Genomic DNA, 21,340 nt, shown 5'->3' on the forward strand with positions numbered 1-21,340 from the left:
TGGTTCCTTGAAATTCAGCTATGGTCGTTGGCGGCCGGAGCGACGCCGATGTGGAGGCGATAGATCCAGACCGGATAGCGCACCCCCTGCCGGCCGCCGGCAAATCCGGGCGTCAGGTTCTGCTGGGTTGCCGGGATCCACAGCCATCCCTCTTGATCGATCCACATCGCGTCCGCCGTTCGCATCGATGGCGGTGCCGCCGGTGGTCGGACTGTCGTAGAAGGGCTCGACCGCAGCCGCGAGACGTTCCGGGCTCGTCGTCGGATCGTCCAGTAGCATGGTCGGTACCCTCGCGAGCGGCCCGGACGAGGGCTGGACGTAGAGCCAGCGGCCGTCGGGCGAAACCTCGAGTTGGTCGGCATGGACACGCAGGGGCTTGCCATCCTCATCGAGCAGGTCACGGCCATCCGCGCGCATCGTCCGCTGATCGGTCAGCGCCGGATGGCTATCGAGCACGCGCCGGATGCTGCCGTCCGAGAGCCGCAGCACGAGCAATCCAGGTTCGCCCGCGTCGGTGATATAGACATGGCCCCCGTTGAAGCGGATGTCATCGATATAGCTTCTCGGTCCCACGCCCACCGCGAGGTTATATGTCGTGGCAAGCCGGTCGGAACCGAGATCATAGACCAGCAGGCGCGCCCCTCCAGGCACAGCAGGCTTGCCAATGCCCGGCGCCCCGGCATCGATGATCCACAGCCGTCCGTCCGGCCCGATCCGCAGAGCGTTGACGCGGACAAACGCCCCGTCGGGGTCGGGCCTTGCCCGCATGGCGTTCCAGGCAGCATCGGGATAGGGAATCAGCGTCCCGTCACGGCTGATCTCGGCGGCTTGAAGCCCCGGACCATCGGCCGACGGAAAGCTGACGAAAGCCCGGCCGTCGCGCGTGGTGGCGACGCCGTTCCACACGCGGTCGGCTTGCCAGACGGCCTGAAGGCGCGGGTCTTCGCGGGTGGGCAGCATGGAGGATGCTCCTTGAACGATTGGCGGCGTCGGCGCTGCGGCGGCGGGATCCTTGCCGACGGGAGGGAAGGGCGCGTATGCTCATCCCTCGAGATAGGGGGCGAGCAGGGCAAGGTCGGCCGCCGAAAGCCGGTCGGCTGCGGTGGATCGCTGGTGCCAGTAGGGATAAACAAGCGGGCGGCGGCTCGCCCGTTCCAGTGTTGCGATCTCGTCGGCGGACAATGTCAGTTCGGCGGCGGCAAGATTGTCGGCAAGCTGTTCATCTGTGCGCGCGCCCACCACCAGGCTGGCAACACCGGGCCGCGTCAGCAGCCAGGCCAGCGCCACCTGTGCGGCGCTGACGCCGCGCGTCTCGGCAATGGCGACGAGCGCCTCGATGATGTCGTACAGCCCCTCGACATCGTGAACGGGCGGTTCGCCCCAGTCGGTGGCCTTGCGGGTTCCTTCTGGCTCGGGTTCGCCGCGTCGATATTTGCCGGACAGAAGTCCGCCGGCAAGCGGTGACCAGATCACCGCCGCCACGCCCTGATCGACCGCGATCGGCAACAGTTCCTGTTCAGCCTCGCGTGCCTGGAGCGTGTAGTGGATCTGCTGCGCCACCGGGCGAACGAGGCGGTCGCGCTCGGCTGCGGCCAGCATCTTCATGATGTGCCAGCCCGAGAAGTTCGAAACGCCAACTGCACCGATTTTGCCGGCACGCCGCAGATCGTCGAGCGCGCCCAGCGTCTCCTCGACCCGCGTCTGCCCATCCCATTCGTGGCACCAGTAGAGGTCGATCCGGTCGGTGCGCAGACGTTTGAGGCTTGCCTCGCAAGCGGCGACGATATGGTGGCGTGACAGGCCGCGCTCGTTCGGCCCCTTGGCGCCGGTCGGAAAGCGGACCTTGCTGGCGATGAGCAGCCGTTCGCGCCGGTCGCTACCCGCCAGCGCTTCGCCGATGATCTCTTCCGATCGTCCGTCCGAATAGACATCGGCAGTGTCGAGCATGTTGACCCCGGCATCGAGCGCCATGTCGATCTGGCGCCGTGCGCCGGCGACATCGGTGTTGCCCGTCTTGGCGAACGCGCCCTTGCCACCGAACGTCATCGTGCCGAGGATCAGCGTCGAGACCTTGAGCCCGGAATGTCCGAGCAGGCGATATTCCATCACTATTCTCCCTTTGTGAGGGGCCCCGCCACGGCGGTGCCGTTCTCCCATGTCTCGACCAGGTCATCGGCTGCGGCGATGTCACGTGAGGGATCGCCACGTACGACCAGCAGGTCGGCGCGTTGGCCCGGTGCTATCGTGCCGCGATCCGTCAGCTTGAGCATTGCGGCCGCGTCGCGGGTCGCCAGCACGATAGCCTGCATCGGCGTCAGGCCCGCCTGGACGGTGAGCGCCAGTTCCCGATGTTCGGCAACGCCCGGCACACGCACCGGCGTGGCGCCGCTATCGGTGCCGAAGCCGATCCGGACGCCCGCCTCGTATAGCGTCTTCAGGTTAGCGAGGTTGATAGCGAGCGAGGCGCGGGCGTCGTTCGCCTGCTTGCCGGCCCGATTCTTCGCCTGCCATACGGGATCGTCGATCTGGCGTGCCAGTTCGGGTGACAGTGCCGCGCGGGCGAACGGCGTTCGCGTCCACGGCGCCTGCTCGGCCCAGGCGACCGTAGCCTCGTCGAGCTGAAGGGTCGCGATGTACCAGATGCCGCGGGCCTTCAACGTCGCGGCGAAATCGGTCGGGACAAGCTGGTCGCGTATGCCATGGGCGAGAATATCGACCCCTGCGTCCACCACCATCCGTGCGTCGGCAAGGTCGTGGATGTGCGCGGCGACCCTCAAACCGCGCGCGTGGCTTTGGGCCACCACGGCGCGCACGATCGCTGGGTCCATCTTGACGGGCAGCGAGCCGTAAAAGTCATCGACCCAGATCTTGACGAGGTCGGTATGTTCGGCCGCCATCCGGTCGACAGCAGCCCGCGCTTCGGCCGGCGTTGCCGGGCGGAAGAGCTGGTCAACGGCGACCTTCACGGGCGGCGCGCCCTGCGGCACGCCGATCCCCTGGTCGACACCGAACAGATCGGCTTGTAGCCGTCCAGCATGAGCATCGGCGCGCAGGGGATCGAACAGCGGGCCGTTGTTGCCGAGCGCGGTGACCGTGGTCACGCCATAACGCCGATACTGGGCCAATTCCGCTGCTATGATCGGACGGGTGTAATTCTCGGCTCCGGCTGTGGTGCCCTGGACCTGACCGACATGGCTGTGATTGGAGATCAGGCCGGGCAGGATGCTATCGCCGCGCCGGTCTAGGACGCGCGCGCCTGCCGGTGCGGCGACATCGGCGCCGGCTGCAACGATCCGTCCGTCCCGAAACACTACCGTCGCGTCCTCGACCGGCGTCGCGCCGGTGCCGTCGATAAGCCGGACATGGGTAAGCGCGACCGGGCGATCTTGCGCCGATGCAACAGCTGGTAGCGCGGCGAGCAGTAGCAGAAGCTGTTTCACGCGCCATCTCCCGGTACGAACAGGTCGAGCGAAGTTTCAGGATCCTTGCGCTTGACCAGCGGATGCGGGGTCGCGGTGACGAACACTTCCAGCGTCGGCCAAGCGACTGCCTCGATGAGATGGCCGCCTTGGACGCTGCCGTCGGGTAGGCCCACCGATCCGTGGACATGGAGCGCAGGTTTGCCCTCGACTGTCCCGACGTCACCCGTCAGGCCAATGCATTCGCTCTGTCGGTCGACGCGGATATCGCGATAGGCTTTGTGGTCCTTGTCGAACCAGCCAAAGTGCGCCGACGAGAGCGCGCCGATCGCAGTCAGATAGCCGCCGCCAACACCCGCCTTTTCGGCCCATTCGGTCAATCCGGACATGATATGGTCGCCCTTGCCGAAGATCACGACATAGGTTCGCGTTCCATCCGTCGCGCGCGACACCTCGCGCACCTGCATGTGCGGGGCCTTGCCACGGTCGGCCAGTGGGGCGGGTTTGGTATAACCGGGCGGCGGCGGTGCTTCTGCATGGGCTGCCATTCCGATTGCTGCTCCGCAGCATGCCGCGAGGCCAATAGACGCATTGCGCGTCATGACGGATCTCCTTCGATATCTTTGCCGTGATCTCTAGGGGCTGCGGAAAGAACGGTGCAGTGCGGCAATGGTTGCATCGCGATGCAACCATTTCGCCGGAGGTCAGTTTTCCGTTCGATTCCGTTTCCTCGTGGGGCGCTGCATCGACGCTACCCGCGTCAATGCCCCGCGATAAACCCGCCGCCGGCCGATCGGCGGCTTACCGATACAGGAGCTCGATCATGCCATATATTGTGATGGCCGAAGCCATAGGCTTGCCGAATGCCGACCTGCGACTTCGCGAGGAAATCGAGGCCCTTGCCAGGGCTGTCCGCATGGAAGCCGGTAACGAGGCGTTCGAGGTCTTCGCCAAACCAGACGTCGCGGGCGGCTGGCTGATGATCGAGCGCTATCGGGACGAGGCTGCGTTCCATTCCCATCTCTCGATGCCGCACACCATGGCGTTCAATGAAGCGCTGAACTCAATGGCGCAGGGCGGCAAGTCCAGCGTCAGCCGCCTCACGCTCGTCGATGAAGAGAGGGCCGCCCGACCGGAAATCCGCGGTATCGATCATGTCGGTGTAACCGTGCCTGATATCGCGGCGGCAACCACCTTCCTGCAGGACGCGTTCGGTGCGCGCGCCCTATACGATGTCCAGTCCACCGATGCTCCCCCGATGGCCGGCGAGGAGACCGAACGGCAGCTTGGCTTGCCGAAAGGTGCGCGCATCGTGCACATGCGCCTTGTTCGGATCGGAGCCTCCGCCAACATCGAATTGTTCGAGGTCGAGGGCGTCGATCAGGCGTCGCCTGCCGGCATCGCGGATCAGGGCCTGCAGCATCTCGCGATCTATACCGACGACATGGCTGCTGCCTGCCTGCGCTTCACCGAGGCAGGTGGCGTTCTGCTTTCCGATGCGCATCCCCTGGCGAAAGCGGAGGACCGCCCGAACAATCGCGGTGTTTATGGTCGCGCGCCCTGGGGAATGCTGATCGAACTGATCCACACGCCTGACGGCGTGAAATACCCCGCAGACTGCGTTCTTCCGCGATGGAAACCCGCGCTGACCAACTGAACTGGAGAGCCAGGCAATGATCAAGATGACCATGTTCCTCAAGCGCAAGCCCGGCCTCGATCATGAGACTTTCGTCCGCCATCATCTCGAGAAGCACGGGCCTTTGTTTCGTGCCATCCCTGAGGCAACACTCCATTGTCTGCGCTATATCCAGACGCATCCGATCCAACTTGAAACCGACAAGGTGAAGAACGCCGACTATGACGGTACCGCCGAACTCTGGTTCGACGATGAGGCTGGAATGGCTGCGGTGCTCGGTTCTGAGTTCTACAAGACCAAGGTGTTCCCGGATGAGCAGACTTTCCTCGACCACGAACACACGCTGGTGCTCGTCGGTAAACAGGAGGAGGTCATCGGACACTATCGGGATGCTGGACTGCAGGGGGACGAGCGACCCTGAAAGGGAAATCTTCTTTCGCGATGCAAGATGGCCCGAAGCGTGCCGCGAGGTTCGTCCCAGATACCGAGCGACCGGTTCTTGGTTTCAATGAGACAGGTTGGCAGCGACGCCTCCTGATCCAGGTGTCATTGTCGCCTTCAGCATGTGACCATCCGGTTGTCGGATTTCGCGACAGCCGGATGGTCATCGGACTGCTTCACATCACGGTGAGGACGATCCTGCCCTGGATGCTACCTCGAGCGGCTCGCTCATGAGCCTGGGAGGCTTCCGCAAGAGGGAATGTGCTGTCGACTACGACGCGGACCGTGCCATCTTCGAGCAGGCGGGCTGCCTCGGCCAGTTGCGAGCCGTTTGAACGCACCTGTGTCGTCGAAACCTTGATGCCAAGCAGTGCGGCTTCCTCCTGTCCTGTGAAGCCCAGAGGATAGACCGGGAACAGGGCGCCGCCTCGCTTCAGGGTGCGCAAGAAGCGACCGGTGTCAGGGCCGCCCACGGTATCGAGGACGATATCGACATCGCGCACCACCTCGTCGGCTGCTATTGCGGTATAGTCGATAAATTGATCGACGCCGAGATCATGCATCAGTTCCTCGTTTCTGCGTGATGCAACAGCGATTACGCGCGCGCCCTTCCACTTTGCCAATTGCACCGCCAGATGTCCGACACCGCCGCCGGCGCCGTTGATGAGGACAGTTCTGCCATCAAGCGGTACTGGCGCATGCTTGAACGACTGAAACGGATTGGGCTCCTCGTGGCCCAACTCGATCAGGAACTGCCAGGCGGTGAGCAGCGACATTGGCGCGCCAGCAGCGGGGATATGATCGACACCAGCCGGTTTGCGCGCGACCTGCGATGCCGGTGCGCTGACATATTCGGCATAGGCCTTGCCGCCCTCCATGACGTTGTCAGGAAAGCGCACCATCGCATAGACCTCGTCGCCGACCACGAAATTTTCTACATCCTCGCCGATCGCTGCGATGACGCCGGACACGTCCGAGCCGAGGGTTAGCGGAAACGAGGGATGCGGTTGCCACTCGGGCGGAAGCGATCGATAGCCATCTCGCAGGTACCAATCCGGCGGATTGAGACCGACAGCATGAACCTGGATGAGTACCTCCCCAGCCAATATTATAGGGCGAGCGACTGCCTCGTAGCATAGCACTTCCGGGCCGCCGAAGCGGTGCAGGCGAACCGCCTTCATTGTCTCGACCATCGTTTGCTCCTTTCGAATCTGTTTCGGAGGCAAGATGGTGGTCGCGCCGATATTGATAATGGGGGTTAGAATCGCTTTAGTAGTTCCATGAAGGAACAAATTGCTCTTGAACGGCTCACGGGCCTGATCGCGTTTGCCCGCGTCGGTTCGATAGGCAGCTTCACCGGCGCAGCCCGGTCGCTTGCCATCTCGCCATCAGCAGTCAGCAAGAGCATTCAGCGCCTCGAACAAAATCTCGGTCTCGCCCTGATCACGCGCACGACCCGATCCGTCACGCTGACGCCGGAGGGTCGCGAACTGCACGAGCGCGCGCTCCGACTATTGCGCGAGGCGGAAGAGATCGAACAGTTGGTCAAGACGGTCCGCTCCGAGCCGTCAGGTACGTTGCGAATTGCAGCGTCGCTGCCGATCGGCATCCATCTGATCGCCCCCGTTCTGCCCGCATTCCGTGCGCTTTACCCCCAGGTGACGGTTGATTTGCGACTCAATGACCAGTTCATCGATATCATCGACGAGGGGGTCGACGTTGCGGTACGGATCGGAGAACTTCCCGACACGCGACTGCTCGCGCGCCGCCTCGCGCCTCATAGATTCGGCTGCTTTGCGTCACCGGCTTACCTGGCAGCTCGGGGCACTCCGTCACATCCTCACGAATTGTCCGGACACGACACGGCAAATCTCCGCTATCAGAGCACTGGTCAAATGCTGCGCTGGCCATTCCGCGTTGCGGACCGGGAAATCGAGATATTGCCGTCCGCCGGCATCGTCGTGGATGCCAGCGAAGCACTGATTGGGACGCTTGTCGCTGGGGGCGGCATTGGCATCACCGCTGATTTCATCGCGGCGCCTCATGTGGCACGCGGAGACTTGGTGCCGATCCTATCGGACTATGCCGTCGTACGACACAATATCACGGCAGTCTGGCCGGAAAGTCGGCGTTCCAACCCGGCCGTGCGGGCTTTTCTGACGCACCTGCAGAACATAGCTCGGGTGCGGGTACAGGGCGAGGCTTCGGGGCGGGGCTGACGGCGCAACACCGTCGCTCAACGCCACCTCCAGGAGCATGGCCTTCTTGCGGTCCAGGCGACGGAGGCGGAAGGCGCGATCATTTTCGTCACTAACATGCGCTCACTGAGACGCGGACCGTTATTGGGTTATCGTGTACCGATGATCAATCTGTTCACCTCCGGACGAGCATGAGCGCGGCCCAGATCGCGAGCCTTTTGTTGCTGATTTCGGCGGCACCGGCGGATCCTGGTGTCATCTCAGATGGCAGCGGGGGGGTCTGGCGCAATCCGAAGGACAGTGTTCACGTAGAAGTCCAGCACTGCGGCAACAGTATGTGCGGAACTGTGATCTGGGCGAGCGAGAAAGCGATCGCAGATGCCAGACGAGGTGGCACTGCCAGCCTGATAGGAATGCAGCTTTTCAGGGATTTCAAGAGAGATCGGAAAGGGGTCTGGCACGGGCGTGTCTATGTGCCGGACATCGGCAAGACCTTCTCCGGCACAATTGAGGCAGTCGATGAAAATACACGCCGCGGCACGGGATGCCTGCTGGGGCGGATCGCTTGCAGGTCGCAGGACTGGGTCAGGGTCAAATAGCCCTCGCTCGGCACCAGTCTGTGAGCATTCTTCGCTGTCTAACGAGGCGGTTTGAAGTGGGCAGGACAGGGAGGTGCCTCGGCGATGGGCGAACTTGATCTTTGTCGAACCTGCCCGGTGCGGGACCGCGCGCTGTGCTGCAGCCTGGCGGACGACGAACTGTGCGGGCTCAAGTCTATCGTTCGGCATAGGCATGTCTCACGCAACCAGATCGTCTTCTGGGCTGGGGAGGAAGGCGTAATTTGCGCTAATGTCGTGCGCGGGATATTCAAAATCAGTGCATGCGCCGCCGATGGCCGTGAACAGATTGTGGGCCTTCTCTATGCGGGCGACTTCATTGGCAGCCCGACCCCGTCCACAAACCGTTTTACAGTCACGTCGCTGACCGATTCCACCATCTGCGTAATCCCGCGACCACTCCTGGAAACCTTCATGAGGGGGCATGCCGAGATGGAGCGGCTGCTCCTCGATCGAACGCGCGCCTCGCTCGACGACGCACGCTACCGGATTCTGCTACTTGCGCGCCGGTCCGCTAATGCACGCATTGCGGACTTTCTGCTGGATATGGCTGCTCGATCGAGTCGCGCCTGTTGCAGGACGTCCGGCGGGCAAGACCTGACTTTCGAGCTGGAATTGTCGCGGGGACAGGTCGCTGAAATCCTTGGGCTCACCAATGAGACCGTCAGCAGGGGTCTGTCCCGGTTCAGGCAGGAGGGCTTGATCGATCTTCCCGGGGGACGGGCGATTGCGATTCTGAACCGGAACGCCTTGGCGGCCATCGCGGAAGCGAGCTGACAGCTTATCTACGCGATCGTGAACCGTTGAAGGCGGCCCCTCCGATCATGGCCATGTCTTGGCTGCGCATGATCTCGGACCGGCCGGATGCGATGATTTTCCGGCGTTCTGATTGAGATCTGATTGCTTCCTCGCACCGTGGTCATCTGCGCGCGATCATCCCTGACCGTGATCGAGATCATGGATTCGTCTGCGTGCCGGCAATGCGCAGCGCGCGTCCGGCCTGCACGATGCCCAACCTGTGCTCCTCGCCATACCGTCGCGTTCGAGATGGCACGAGGCGCGTCCCGCTACGCCAACAGAGGGAAAATCGCATGACCGAAACTTCGATCAATCGGCGCTGGCTCGCTGGCGTGCATCCGGGCCGAGGAAGCGCGTGGGCGCTTGGCCTTGTTGCGCTACTGCTCATGCTCGCGATGCTGGGGGCATCACTAGCCTGGGCAGCGCCACCCGGCGCAAGCGTCCCTGGCCGCTTTGAGCGTTGGCTCGGCGCGCTCGAAGGCAAGGAAGGGACAAAGTCCGGCGGCGCGATCTATTATGATTTGCACTTCGAACCCGACGGCGTCGTCACGATCGAGAAGTCGGAAGGCGTCCATCTTTACAAGGAGGCGGCATCCTGGACACGGGGCGGCGACGGTACGTTCCGGATCTCAGGAGGGCAGGGCGCGATCCCCGAACTCGACGGAGCAGTGTTCGCGCAACCGGACGCGCACCATCTTTCGACACCGCTGGCCCGTGGGCCGACCCTCAGTCTGCGACCATCGATTGCATGGGTCACCTGGCTTCACTTTGCCTTCTTTTCCGTAGTGGTGATCTTCCTCGGGAACGAGCTTGCACGCCGCTCGAGGCTGGCGGCTTACACGCTGTTCCTCGTATTTCCTGTGATCCTGCTGCCACTTTGGCTCCATTCGGACTTTGACACAATATTCCGATGGGTGAAGCTTTACTCATCGATCGCCGGTGCAGCCTTGTTCACGCTGTTCCGCTTCAATGGCCTCCATCGCTACAACTGGGTCAAAAGTCTGGTCGCGCTGGTCCTGGCGGTCAACATAGCCGAGGCCGTCAGCCAGGATGTCGCCTCTGGCGCGCTTGCCAATCTGCTCAATGCAGCGGCAGGCATCCTCAACATCGTGACGATCCACCGCTGGCTGGGCATTCGTAGAGACGACGAGTCCCCGCATGACATGCTTTGGCCGGGTATGACCGTCGGCTGGATCATCGCTTACGACATCTGGAACATCACCTTCGTCTACCTGAACTTCCCAAACACCGTTCTTTTCACGGCAGCGATCGTCATCGCCCCGACCCTCGCCGCGATCTTCGTGAAAAAGGGCACATGGATGCAGGCCCGCGCCTACACGCTGGCGATCTACATGATGTATATCTTCAGCTTCGAAGTCCTGCTCACGAAGCACATTGGGCTTCAACTTTCCGTGCCGCTCCCCCGCAGCGAGGGGATTGCACTCGCGGTCGCCATCTTCAGCTTCAGTTTCAATCTCGCATACGCTTTGCTCCACTTCCGCTGGCGGATGACCGGGCGCGCACCCGAGCGCATCCAGATCGGACAGAGCGAGAGCGTCATCTGAGCGCGCGTCGCGAATAGCCACCCCAATCCAAGGAATTTCCCATGACACGATCCATCATGTCGTCGCTTGCGCCGCTGAACGTGCTGCTGGCCTTTATATCGCCCGCTCAGGCTCAAGAGACACATCAGCCGCCGCCAGATACGGAACCCACACTCTCTTCCACGCCCCCGAGCATGTCCAGCCAGGCCCAGGCTGCCAATGACGCGAACAGCCCGCTCACGCCGACCATCATGCTGAGCATGCACAATTATTACATTCCGTCTCTCAATGACGTGCCTGACCGCGATGCTAACGTGACGCTTTTGCGCGGCCTTCTCCCTCACAAAACCTTTGGTGAGCCACAGCTTTTTCGGGCGACGCTTCCTGTCTCGACCACGCCCACCTTCCCGACGGGTAGCAAGACGGGGGTGGGCGATCTGCTGCTCATGGATCTTGTCATGTTTCCGGGTAAAAAAGTCTCGTTTGGCGCTGGACCGGTTGTGGTCGCTCCAACCGCCAGCAGTGATCGTTTCGGTGCCGGAAAGTGGCAACTCGGCGCTTCAGGTGCGGTCGTGGCGCCGCAAAAATGGGGGCTCCTCGGGGGACTTGCCATCTATCAGCATTCCGTTGCAGGAAACGACGATCGCCACGACGTGCGACTGCTCACTGTCCAGCCAATCGCCTTCTACAATCTGCAGCATGGCGTATATCTCCGCTCGAGCGGGATCTGGAACTTCGATCTGAAATCCGGCGATCACTACGTCCCGGTTGGAGCCGGGATCGGCAAGATATGGGAGCTTTCGCCAAAAGTTCGCCTCAATACATTCGTCGAGCCCCAATATTCCGTAATCCAGAAAGGGGTTGGCGCACCCGAGTGGCAGATTTATGCGGGCGTGAATATACAGATTGCTGCCCGGTGACCCCGAGAAAACGGTTCTCCCCAGCTGCGGCTGCCCGATGGACTCGGTGGAATGCCCCCATGCCGCAGATGGGGCCCGTTCAACTAACAGGTTGCTCACGTCACGGAGTGGGCAGAAGGAGCAGGCCTGAGTTAAGACGCTACACCGCAGATTACCGGGTAGATGATGTCGCACCCAGTCGATTTTTCGCTTTCGGGTTTCGACGGCTGGTCCATAGCCGGCCGACGCTGGGACACCGCGAGGGCGCCCAGAGCAGTCATTCAGATCGCCCATGGGATGGGCGAGCATATCGGCCGATACGCCGAGGCCGCATGCGCGTTGGCGGAGAGGGGATTCGCGGTTGTGGGCGCCGATCATCGCGGCCATGGCATGGCAATTACCCCCTCGAGTCCAATGGGCGATTTCGGATCGGGCGGCTTCGGTTCAGTTGTAAGCGACATGCGTGACGTGACGCGATATTGTCGGGCGGAATTCCCGGATGTGCCTATCATCCTCCTAGGACATAGCATGGGATCCTTTGCCGCCCAACTCTATGTGCTGGAGGATGCGAGCCTGCTTGCCGGTTTGATCCTGTCGGGATCCGGCGCGCTCGATCAACTCGCAGCGGCGCTGGTGATGGCCAAGGCGCCGCTGGACGAAACGCTCAATGCAACATTCGCCCCCGTGCGAACTCCTTTCGACTGGCTCTCGCGCGACACGGCAACCATCGATGCATTCATTGCGGATCCGCTTTGCTTTCCGGAATTGACCGAAGCTTCGGCGAGGTCGGTGATGGAGAATGGCGAGACCCTGGCGGATCCGCAAAGGCTCTCGGCGATCCCGCCCGATCTTCCCATATTTCTCATTTCAGGATCACTCGATCCGATCGGCCAGCAAGGCGTCGGTGTCGAACGCCTCGCTACCCGCTATCGCGAAGCGGGGCTGAAGGCCGTCGATGTGAAGCTTTACGCGAATGCCCGCCATGAGATCTTCAATGAGATCAATCGCCGCGAGGTCTTCGACGACGTGATCGATTGGTTAGGTCATCTTCCCGAATCGACCTGACAGACGCGATCGAGACTATGCATCGTCGAATCGCTCGAGCTCCTTACGGCATGCCTCGCTGAACAGACGTAGAGGGTCGAGGCCTCCGTTGTGCGCGAATTCCCGCAGTTGGTGCAGTGTCCGGTTCGGCTCAAGATAGGCGACGACGATTGCTTCCAGAACATTCTCTGCGCGCTCGACGACGTCACTTCGCGCTACGAGCCGCATATGCGCTACCAAGGCATATAAGGCGATCAGGTCAGACACATCGTCCCGTTCGTGGCCCAGTGCATCGCCGAACAGGCGCGCGGCTTCCCTGATGAAATCGGAATACACCTTCTCCCGTCGTTCGCGGGCGACTTCCTTCAGCTTCTGCTTCAATTGCGTCCGGACGGTCAGCCAGGACGTCATGAAGGATGTGAAGCCGCCGATGGCGGCGCCCGTCAGGCCGACCATCGCGGTCAGAAACGAACCCGAGCCGTCCATCCTACCGATCGCGACTGAGATACAGGGTGACCCGCTGGTTTCTTGCGCGCCCTTCGACCGTGCCGTTCGGGGCGATCGGATCAGAAGATCCACGGCTCTCCACGCTTATCCGCCCGGCGGCGATATGCCCGTCGCGCAGCAGGCGTGACAGCGCGTTGGCGCGCGCCAGCCCCAGCGATCGGTCAGCCGCCGCGTCGTCCGACGGATCGGTGTGGCCCACGATGGTCACGTCGACGTCGGGGTTGGCTCGAAGCATCGCAATCAGACGACTGGTCCGCCCCAACGATTCCGCAGTAGGCACAGCGGTTCTGCCGACGAACTCCTGTCCGCCCAGTTCGAACTTCTTTCGTCCGGGATCGCCCCTGGCAAGCCAATCGACCAGATCGCGGCCGACAGAGCCAGGCTGGGCTATCATGGTCGATCCGTCGCTCAGGGCCACCACCCCGGCCGGGTTCCCCACGGGGCCAGGAGCTGGGTCGGGCATGTCGTTCGAGCAGGACTTCACCGCCAGCGCGACGGACATGAAGGCCAGCGCGAAAAGCAGGAAGAGGACAAGGCGCACCATGACCCGGTCACTCCTTCGGATCGCGCGGTTCCCAGCCGCCGCCAAGGGCCTGGTAGAGGCCGATCGCCGTAGTCAGACGATCGCTGCGGGCCTGAACCAGGGCCAACTCGGACGACAGCAGGCTACGCTCGGCATCCAATTGCTCGAGATAGGGCGAGTAGCCCTCCCGATATCTCCGCGCCGCCAGATATTGCGTTCGCGCCAGGGCAGCGTGCTGCCGAGCCAGTGCCTGTTCCTGCTCTCCGAACCGCCGGACGGACGCCATGGCATCCTCGACTTCCCGAAACGCGTTCAGAACGGCTTTGCGATAGGCAAAGGCGGCTTGGTCGCGTCGTGCCGCCGCGCCGGCCGCTTGCGCCTTCAGGCGACCACCATTGAAGATCGGCGCCAGGATGCTTCCACCCAGGGAGAACACCGACAAGGGATCGTCAGGCAGAAGGGAGGACGCAACGAAACCGCCGGAGGCGGATAGGCTGATGTTGGGCATGAAGGCAGCGCGAGCGGAATCCAGCGAACGCTCGGCGGCTACGATCTGCTGCTCGGAGGCGGCAAGATCGGGGCGTCTGCGAAGCACGCTCGAGGTGAGCTGCGCGGGTACTGTCGGGATCGTGAGCTCGCTCAATGCGATGCCACGCCGTATCTCGGCAGGAGGGTGCCCGAGAAGGACGCTGAGGCCATTTTCGAGCCTGGTGATCGCCAGTTCGACGGGAGGGATAGCCTGCGCAGCCGTTTCATATTCTGCCTCAGCCTGCGACAGATCCAGTTGTGAGCCATAGCCGGCCTCTGCGCGACGCCGAATGAGACGGAGCGTCGCCGCGCGCGCATCGCGAGTCTTGCTGAGCACCTCCAGGCGCGCATCGGACGCACGTAGCTGTACATAGCCATTGGCCACAGCGCTGACGACAGCAAGCCGAACGGTCTCCCGACTATAGTCCGATCCCAGCAAGGCTGCTTTTGCCGCAGCAGTGCTGTTTTTTAGGCGTCCGAACAGATCGAGGTCGAAAGAGGCCTGCACTTCGGTCTGCACCGCCCATTGCTCGATATCGATGCCAAAGGGATTTACGCTGCGAGAGCGTCCACCCCCTCCAACAGCCTGGATCGCGGGCAATTGGGCGCCCCGAGAAAATGCGAACTGGGCGCGGGCTTCCTCCACCCTGGCCGCGGCGATCTCGATATCCTCGTTGTTCGCAAGCGCTTCATCGATCAGCGCGCCAAGGACGGGATCCGCAAACCCAAGCCACCATCGCACATCGATGCTTCCATCGGTATCTGGCTGTTCGGCGCGCCATGCATCCGGCGGCGTCACCATCGCGGATGGAGGGGCGGGCGGTCGCGGACCGGCGCATGCCGACAGGGCAAGGGCAGCGACGAGCACTGTCGTCCCGCACCTCATGACGCGTCACTCGTGTCGATATGCACTTCGACCGACATGCCGGGGCGCAAACGCCGGGCGTCCGGATCGTGGGGATCGACCGCGATCCGCACACCGATACGCTGAGGAATCTTCACGAAATTGCCTGTTGCATTGTCCGGCTTCAGAACCGCGAATTCCGACCCGGCCGCAGGCGCCAGCCGCTCGACGCGACCCGACAGCCGGATGTTTCCAAGGGCATCAACCGTGAAACTCACTTTTTGTCCGGCTCGAATCCGGGCGGTCTGCGCTTCCTTGAAATTGGCAATGATCCACCGATCCGGCGGCACGATGGACAGCAATTGCGTGCCGTTGCTGACATAGGCGCCGACCCGGATGCCCACTTCTCCCAGCGTTCCGCCTTCCGGCGCACGGATCACCGTGTGTTCCAGATCGATTTCGGCCGCGTGCAACTGTGCGCGTGCAGCTTCGACCTGCGCCTCGAGGCCACCACGTCCGACGTCGACGGTACGGATGTCCTGACGCCCGATCTCGCTCGCCGCATGCGCCTGCCGAAGCTGAGCCTGCGCCAGCGCCAGCGCAGCCAGGGTCTGATCGCGCTCGCGGACCGAAATGGATCCGTCGCGCGCGAGATCGTCGGCTCGCGTCATGTCTGCGCGCGCGCGTTGCAACTGGGCCTCCGCGCTGGCGACGCCGGCGACCTGCCCTTGAAGACCGGCGGCACGTGAAGCGCGCGCCTGGGTGGAATTGTCTAGCGCTGCCTGCGCTGCAGCGAGATTGGCGCGCGCCTGCTCGACACGCGCCCGATAGACGCGGTCGTCGATGGTCACGAGAACCTGGCCAGCTTTGACCGTTTCGTAGTCGCGCACCAGAACCCGCATCACATAGCCGCTCACCTGCGGCGCTATGACCGTGGTGCGTCCGCGGACATAGGCATTGTCCGTTCCCTCGCGGCCGCCGGAAAAGGGAGGAAGGTTCCAGGCAGCCAGAATGACAAGGAGAGCGCCGAACGTCAGGACAATCGTTACCGCGACCAGAAGAGGTCGACGACGCGCGGGTCGCCACTGGCCGCCCGGCTGGTCGGTCGCGGTCTCGCTCTGCTGCAAATCCTGGTTGGCGGCGGTCAAATCAGGCCTCCTTGCGCCGGCGCGAAATTAGGATGTTGATGAAAATGAAGAGCGCGATGGCGAGCGCCAGGAACGCCACGAGCCTGAAGGTGTCGGTGAAGGCGATGATCGCAGCTTCGCGCGCGACCACCTGCCCGAGGAGCGCGGCCCCCTGGCCGGCGCGCTGGGCCGGATCGACCAGGGCGCCGGCCAGCGTCGAGGCGCCGCCTGCTAGCCGGGCCGCAACCTGTGGGTCCGCGCCGGCCATGTCGGCGGAAATGACGTTGGCGGCATTGCGGGCCCAGATCGTCTGGAGCGTTCCCAACAGCGCGGACCCCATAAGTCCGCCGACATTCTGGGTAATGCTGAAGGTGACGACGAAGCTGATCAGGTGATCGCCGCCGCGCTGGATCATGCGCAGGAAGCCATAAAGAAGCGCGGGACCGATGAACAATGTTGTGCCAAAGCCGATCATTGCCTGGCTGAGCATGAGTTGCGCGGGCCGCGTCAGTGCGTTCGCGTCGCTATCCAGCCAGGCGCCGCCGGCGATGATGAGGGCCGCGGCGAGGACCTGCCAGGGCAGACGGCGTTCGGAAAGCGTCAGCGATGCAACAACGATCCCCAACAGCATCGCAGCGGCGACGACCAGGAAGAGAAGGCGCAGTTGATCGTTGTTGATACCGCCGAGCGTGAGAAGTCCCACCGCGCCATAAGTCTGTTCCGCCAGAGCAAGCCTTATGACCAGTGCAACCGCCGCGAACCGCAATATCCCCCAGGTTCCGATCCATTCGAAATGCACCAGAGGATCCGACCTGTTCGCCTCGATGAGAAAGGCTGCGGCGAGCAAGGGGATGGAGGCGGCAAGGGCCACACCCAGCCAGGGGGTATCGGTCCACCACAGCGTGCGTCCCTGACCGATGACCTGACACAGGAGCAGCAGGCCCACAGTGGCCAGCAGGATGGTCAGCAAATCGACTGGAGCGAAGGCCTTGCTCTTCTCGCTTGGAGGCAATGGCAGGATCAGGATCAGAGCCAGCGTGAACAGCGCGAGCGCCAGTTCGATCGCATGAAGGCCAAAGAGCTGATCCTGGGTAATGGTGTCGACGGGTATGAGCCGTGCCAAGGGCGTACCGAGCTGCGGCAGGCCGATGCCGATCACGGCGCCGAGCGGCTTTGCCTTCCCCGGCATCGCCTGCATGAGATAATAGACTCCAAGGGTGATGAGCGCGCCGGCGGTCATTCCGCTCACCGCGCGCAGTACGACGGTTGAGGCAAAGCTGGTGTGGAAGAACTGAAGGGAGACGGTGAGGGCATAAAGCACGAGAAGAAAGCCGGTGACTTCTGGTATGCCGAACTGGGCCCGCGCCTTCACAAGCGTCAGGTTGGCGCTTGCGTTGATCGCGACATAGATGGCCGGCAGCGCTGCGGCTTGCGCGGCGTAGAGGCCCAGATGACCCGCGATGGCGCCGGAGTTGACGGTGGTGAGCGCATTCCCGAAGGTCGATGTCGCGCCCATGAACATGCCGATCGCGAAATAGGCCAGTCTTCGCCGACCGGGATGGGCCGGCGAAAAGGGCGATCCGGCGAACAGGGGGCGTTCTTCCGGGCGGAAGGCGTGCCCTTCGGTCACGTGCCGACGAGCCTCGGAGTGGCGGCGATGCCGCCGGAGAGCTCCGTCAGCCAGCGCAGAGACGACAGGCTGGGTAGAAAGACATGCTCTCCGCCGCGCACGACGGTGAAATCGGGCAAGCCCTTGAAGCGACGTCGAACGGGCCTTGCCGGATAGGCGTAGTCATCGGCAAGATCGCGTCTGCCCACGATAGGATCGGTCCGGGATCCTTCGCCAACGAAGTCACCATCGTTGATCCATTGGGATTGCACGAACTCGAACTGGCGCGCCGGGTCTGCGTTGATCAGAGCCAGCACGATACCGCGATCCTCGCCATCCTCCTCGTACAGGCCCTCGGGCAGGAGGGGGCCATAGGCGGACCCGCGCCGCAGAAGGCGATGCGTGCGAGCGTCGGATATCGTGCCATCGAGCGCGTCGCGGGGGTTGATGCGCCGGATGTGGCTGCCAACCGGCGTCTTGCGCCCATCGGGATCCTCTTCCCTATAGCGGAAGTCGTTGCGGCGAAGCGGATCGGCAACGATGCCCGGATCGTCGTGATCGGGCGATAGCGCAAGCGGGCAGCCGCTGCGCCACCGCCCCATCATCTTGGCGGCCACCAGTTCCTGCCCGTCCGGGGTATCCGCGCTGTCGCGCAGAAAACGACGGAAAGCGCCCACATTCTGCCGGATTTTCCGGATCGAGATGAAGGTGCCGTTCTTCCAGAATATTTCCGGCCCCGGACCCGTGGCGATATGACCGAGCTCGTTTTCGTAGCCGAGCACGAATTCTCCGGCCTTGGTTACGTCCTGCCCCGGCAGCGGCTCTCCGCCTTCTCCTTCGATGAAGGGGCGACTTAGGCCATCGACATAGCCGAAATGCTCACGCATCGTCGGCGGAATGCCCACGTTGAGATGCGCGAGGAGGCGCAGGCCCGGAAGACCGCGCATGGCCTCATGACCGATCGCCAGTTTCGCGTCCCGCGCGTCCTCATTCTGCGCCATTAGGAAAAGACCCAGGTGAAAGCCGTTGCCGCCATGCGGCCAGTCCCAATTGCTTGGATCGCTGTCGCCCACGTCGCCCAGGAAGACGCGACGCGCGGCCATTCCCTGGACGAAGGGAAGGGGGAAACCGTCGACGACCTCGGGTGGGACCCCGATCCGGCGCAGGCCTTCCGCGGTGAGGACAATGTTGATCCACGACTGCTCGGCCGGCGCGTCCCAATTCCTAGCTGACGTCACATGCGGTAGCAGTCGCGCGATGCCGCGCCTCGCCGCATCCGCGTCGTCAATCCGGAACAGGAGATATGCGCCGAAATAGGGCATGGGGCGATTGCGCAGAACCGTCCCCTGTATCTCCTCCAGGTCGAGCGGCAGCGCCATATCAGTTGACGGAGTCGAGAAGTTCGGTGAGCGCCGCGCTCTGGCGCTTGAGGCGCGTCACATCCTTCACCGACAGGTCCTGGTGACACACATAGAACATGTCGGCCGTCACGATCGAATTGAGGATGATCTCCTGTGTGGCCGGCTCGGTGGAGCTACCATAGCCTTCCCATACTCCACGGAAGAGGGCGTCGAACCAGGCGCCGCCCTCGCGGATGATGTCCGCCAGATAGGGCTTGAAATCCCCATCATAGGTCACGGTCACCAGCGCCTGCGTGTCGTTGTTGATCACCACGACGCGCAGTTCGTGCACCGTGCCGATCCGTGCTTCGAAATAGCGGGACTCGGCCTGGAACTGGCCGATGCGCTCACGTAGCATGTCGGCGCCCCCGGGGATGAGATCGGCCACCGCCGTCGCCTCGCCACGCTTGCCATAGCGAAGACCTGGGCCATCGGGTTGCTGGCGCACTTCGACGATGTCCTGCGTTCGGTCGTTGGGGGTATAGTTCCAGGACATGGGACACTCCTTGTTGTGAGGCTCAGGCGATATCGGACTGCCGAGACATGGAACCGGCTCGCCGCCATCCGCCCGAGCGCAGGGCTGCGGAAACCTCGTAGACGCCGCGCCGGATATGCAGGATCGGGTCGTCGGTCGGTTCGATGCCGTCGACCAGCATGCTGGGATCATGGTTCATCACCGGATCGCCGATCTCGGCTTCGCTGGTGGAGGCCGTCAGAGTAAGCCGACCGATCGGAACCCGCCTGCGGCCATCGGGCCACAAATGCGTGGGATCATCGAGAATGTCGTCCGGCTCGGCAAGTTCGAGTGTCAGATCGAAAGCGACCGGTTCATGTTCGAGCCGCGTGGTGATCTCATCGAACAAAATGGAGGCATCCTGCGCTGCGAGGTCGGTCGCAGGCTGGCCCTTTTCGCCGTCGACCGGAATCCAGTGGAACCGGGCGGGGGTGATGTTGCCGGCAGCATCCACGAGATTGAAGGCGTGCACTGCATGGAAAGCCGTGTTGCCGAAGCTTACCGGAGCAGGCGATTCCGCGCGCATCTTGAGAACGGCCGCTGCATTAGGATGGTCCGGCAAAATCGCGCGCAGGCCTTCAAGGTTCGGCGGCCCTCCCGGAGAAAGTGGGGCTGCAGCCTCAACCAGAGCGATGAACTGGTCGATGGATCGGGCGATGAAGAGCTTCTGGCTCAGCATCACGAGATTGGTTACGCGCCCATCGGGGAGGTAGAAGCGTGTCGCCATGCCCACGGTCGCGCTGAAATGGGCAAAAGGATCGCCTCCACCTTTTGAGAAGCGAACCGAAACGGGGATTTTATCGCCCTGCAGGTGGACAGCCCGACAGTAGCGCGCAGCGTCGGTATTGGCCTCAAAGCTTCCACGGAAGAGGCGCCCGTCGGCATGCAGTGTGCGATACCCTTCGTGCTTGCCGAGCACCGCGTGAATCTTGCTCACCATCTCCCCGGCCAGGCGATATTGACTGTTCTGGGTCATCCGATCGCTCCCGCCTGAAAAAGACCGCTCTGATCTGGGACGGAGCCTAGGCGGGTGGGCAGGGCGGGCGAAGGGAGCGGCCGTTAGCGTTGCGTTAGCGGCAATCTCCTCACCCCAACGCACTCGCGATGGTGATGGCATCTTCCTATCAACAGACGCGAGAGGCCCTCGATCGCAGGCGCAGCGATGCCGCGTCGTGGCGCTGCAATGGTGCAAGGGGATCGCACTTAATGACAGCATTTGTTCTTGCGGCCTTCCTTCTGGGCCTTGTCGCCGGGCTGCGCGCCATGACGGCGCCGGCGGTTGTCGCCTGGGCCGCCTCGTTGGGTGCGCTGGGGGCAATCGAGGGGTGGTTCGCCTTCATGGCGTGGCGCTGGACCGCGCCCCTCGCCACGGCCCTCGCCGTTGGCGAATGGATCAGCGACCAGCTGCCCTCGACGCCGAGCCGCAAGGTGCCCGTCCAGTTCGTGACCCGCCTTCTCACAGGGACGCTTTCGGGCGGCACTCTCGGTGCGGTTGTCGGTTCCCCGTTCGTTGGCATTTGCGCCGGTGTTGCCGGGTCCGTCATCGGAACCCACGCGGGCGCATGGGCGCGGTCAAAGCTGGCGCGAAGCTTCGGACGCGATCGGCCTGCAGCCATTCTTGAGGATGCAGCGGCCGTGCTGATCGGTCTTGCCGCAATTTTCCTCTTCAACAGCTGACAGACCTCAAGAAAC

General features: G+C 63.0%; 22 protein-coding genes. 9 read left to right on the forward strand and 13 right to left on the reverse strand.

What is annotated here, in order from left to right:
• Positions 1 to 18 precede the first annotated feature (18 nt).
• The 4 genes from DI605_RS14845 to DI605_RS14860 form a co-directional block, all read right to left on the reverse strand.
• A complete protein-coding gene (locus DI605_RS14845; protein WP_293975441.1) occupies positions 19 to 960 on the reverse strand; it encodes an L-dopachrome tautomerase-related protein in 942 nt (313 codons plus the stop codon).
• Positions 961 to 1,041: 81 nt separating this feature from the next.
• Entirely contained in the window at positions 1,042 to 2,106 is a 1,065-nt protein-coding gene (locus tag DI605_RS14850; RefSeq protein WP_293975443.1) for an aldo/keto reductase, read from the reverse strand.
• 2 nt (positions 2,107 to 2,108) lie between these two features.
• Entirely contained in the window at positions 2,109 to 3,440 is a 1,332-nt protein-coding gene (locus DI605_RS14855) for an amidohydrolase family protein (protein ID WP_293975445.1), read from the reverse strand.
• Positions 3,437 to 4,021, reverse strand: coding sequence for a PPC domain-containing DNA-binding protein (locus DI605_RS14860; protein ID WP_293975447.1), 585 nt, complete (start codon positions 4,019 to 4,021; stop codon positions 3,437 to 3,439). Before DI605_RS14860 ends, DI605_RS14855 begins: the two co-directional genes overlap by 4 nt.
• 236 nt (positions 4,022 to 4,257) lie before the next feature.
• Here DI605_RS14860 and DI605_RS14865 point away from each other — a divergent pair, with 236 nt between their 5' ends.
• Together DI605_RS14865 and DI605_RS14870 are read left to right on the forward strand one after the other, a co-directional pair.
• Entirely contained in the window at positions 4,258 to 5,076 is an 819-nt protein-coding gene (locus tag DI605_RS14865; RefSeq protein ID WP_293975449.1) for a VOC family protein, read from the forward strand.
• Between the two features lie 16 nt (positions 5,077 to 5,092).
• The gene (locus DI605_RS14870; protein ID WP_293975451.1) at positions 5,093 to 5,476 is read left to right on the forward strand and encodes an EthD domain-containing protein; all 384 of its coding nucleotides are present in this window, start codon (positions 5,093 to 5,095) and stop codon (positions 5,474 to 5,476) included.
• A 196-nt stretch (positions 5,477 to 5,672) separates the two neighbouring features.
• Here the strand turns inward: DI605_RS14870 and DI605_RS14875 are convergent, their stop codons facing one another.
• Positions 5,673 to 6,689, reverse strand: coding sequence for an NADP-dependent oxidoreductase (locus tag DI605_RS14875; protein WP_293975453.1), 1,017 nt, complete (start codon positions 6,687 to 6,689; stop codon positions 5,673 to 5,675).
• Positions 6,690 to 6,776: 87 nt separating this feature from the next.
• Here DI605_RS14875 and DI605_RS14880 point away from each other — a divergent pair, with 87 nt between their 5' ends.
• From DI605_RS14880 to DI605_RS14905, 6 genes are all read left to right on the forward strand, one after another.
• Positions 6,777 to 7,715, forward strand: coding sequence for a LysR family transcriptional regulator (locus DI605_RS14880; protein ID WP_293975454.1), 939 nt, complete (start codon positions 6,777 to 6,779; stop codon positions 7,713 to 7,715).
• Positions 7,716 to 7,885: 170 nt separating this feature from the next.
• The gene (locus DI605_RS14885) at positions 7,886 to 8,293 is read left to right on the forward strand and encodes a DUF2147 domain-containing protein (protein WP_293975456.1); all 408 of its coding nucleotides are present in this window, start codon (positions 7,886 to 7,888) and stop codon (positions 8,291 to 8,293) included.
• A gap of 84 nt (positions 8,294 to 8,377) precedes the next feature.
• Positions 8,378 to 9,088: a Crp/Fnr family transcriptional regulator gene (locus DI605_RS14890; protein ID WP_293975458.1), complete on the forward strand. Its 711-nt coding sequence runs from the start codon at positions 8,378 to 8,380 to the stop codon at positions 9,086 to 9,088.
• A gap of 314 nt (positions 9,089 to 9,402) precedes the next feature.
• The gene (locus DI605_RS14895; RefSeq protein ID WP_293975460.1) at positions 9,403 to 10,674 is read left to right on the forward strand and encodes a DUF5692 family protein; all 1,272 of its coding nucleotides are present in this window, start codon (positions 9,403 to 9,405) and stop codon (positions 10,672 to 10,674) included.
• A 41-nt stretch (positions 10,675 to 10,715) separates the two neighbouring features.
• Complete coding sequence (locus DI605_RS14900; protein ID WP_293975462.1) at positions 10,716 to 11,573, forward strand: hypothetical protein; 858 nt, start codon at positions 10,716 to 10,718, stop codon at positions 11,571 to 11,573.
• Positions 11,574 to 11,738: 165 nt separating this feature from the next.
• Entirely contained in the window at positions 11,739 to 12,617 is an 879-nt protein-coding gene (locus tag DI605_RS14905; protein WP_293975630.1) for an alpha/beta fold hydrolase, read from the forward strand.
• Positions 12,618 to 12,632: 15 nt separating this feature from the next.
• Here DI605_RS14905 and DI605_RS14910 read toward each other — a convergent pair whose 3' ends face one another.
• From DI605_RS14910 to DI605_RS14945, 8 genes are all read right to left on the reverse strand, one after another.
• Positions 12,633 to 13,082 carry a hypothetical protein gene (locus DI605_RS14910; protein ID WP_293975464.1) on the reverse strand — a complete coding sequence of 150 codons (450 nt, stop codon included), beginning with the start codon at positions 13,080 to 13,082 and terminating at the stop codon, positions 12,633 to 12,635.
• Between the two features lies 1 nt (position 13,083).
• On the reverse strand, positions 13,084 to 13,647 hold the full coding sequence (locus tag DI605_RS14915) for an OmpA family protein (RefSeq protein ID WP_293975466.1): 564 nt from the start codon (positions 13,645 to 13,647) through the stop codon (positions 13,084 to 13,086).
• A gap of 7 nt (positions 13,648 to 13,654) precedes the next feature.
• Positions 13,655 to 15,040 (reverse strand): efflux transporter outer membrane subunit, encoded by a 1,386-nt coding sequence (locus DI605_RS14920; protein ID WP_293975467.1) that lies wholly within the window; start codon positions 15,038 to 15,040, stop codon positions 13,655 to 13,657.
• Entirely contained in the window at positions 15,037 to 16,146 is a 1,110-nt protein-coding gene (locus DI605_RS14925) for an HlyD family secretion protein (RefSeq protein WP_293975468.1), read from the reverse strand. Before DI605_RS14925 ends, DI605_RS14920 begins: the two co-directional genes overlap by 4 nt.
• A gap of 1 nt (position 16,147) precedes the next feature.
• Entirely contained in the window at positions 16,148 to 17,647 is a 1,500-nt protein-coding gene (locus DI605_RS14930; protein ID WP_293975470.1) for an MFS transporter, read from the reverse strand.
• Positions 17,648 to 17,751: 104 nt separating this feature from the next.
• On the reverse strand, positions 17,752 to 19,113 hold the full coding sequence (locus DI605_RS14935; protein ID WP_293975472.1) for a peroxidase: 1,362 nt from the start codon (positions 19,111 to 19,113) through the stop codon (positions 17,752 to 17,754).
• Position 19,114: 1 nt separating this feature from the next.
• Positions 19,115 to 19,630, reverse strand: coding sequence for a hypothetical protein (locus DI605_RS14940; RefSeq protein WP_293975474.1), 516 nt, complete (start codon positions 19,628 to 19,630; stop codon positions 19,115 to 19,117).
• 22 nt (positions 19,631 to 19,652) lie between these two features.
• On the reverse strand, positions 19,653 to 20,624 hold the full coding sequence (locus tag DI605_RS14945) for a catalase (protein WP_293975476.1): 972 nt from the start codon (positions 20,622 to 20,624) through the stop codon (positions 19,653 to 19,655).
• Between the two features lie 230 nt (positions 20,625 to 20,854).
• On the opposite strand from DI605_RS14945, the gene DI605_RS14950 reads away from it, so the two are divergent.
• Positions 20,855 to 21,325 carry a DUF4126 domain-containing protein gene (locus tag DI605_RS14950; protein ID WP_293975478.1) on the forward strand — a complete coding sequence of 157 codons (471 nt, stop codon included), beginning with the start codon at positions 20,855 to 20,857 and terminating at the stop codon, positions 21,323 to 21,325.
• Positions 21,326 to 21,340 lie beyond the last annotated feature (15 nt).

Source organism: Sphingomonas sp., from assembly GCF_003248515.1.
Taxonomy (GTDB): Bacteria; Pseudomonadota; Alphaproteobacteria; order Sphingomonadales; family Sphingomonadaceae; genus Sphingomonas_I.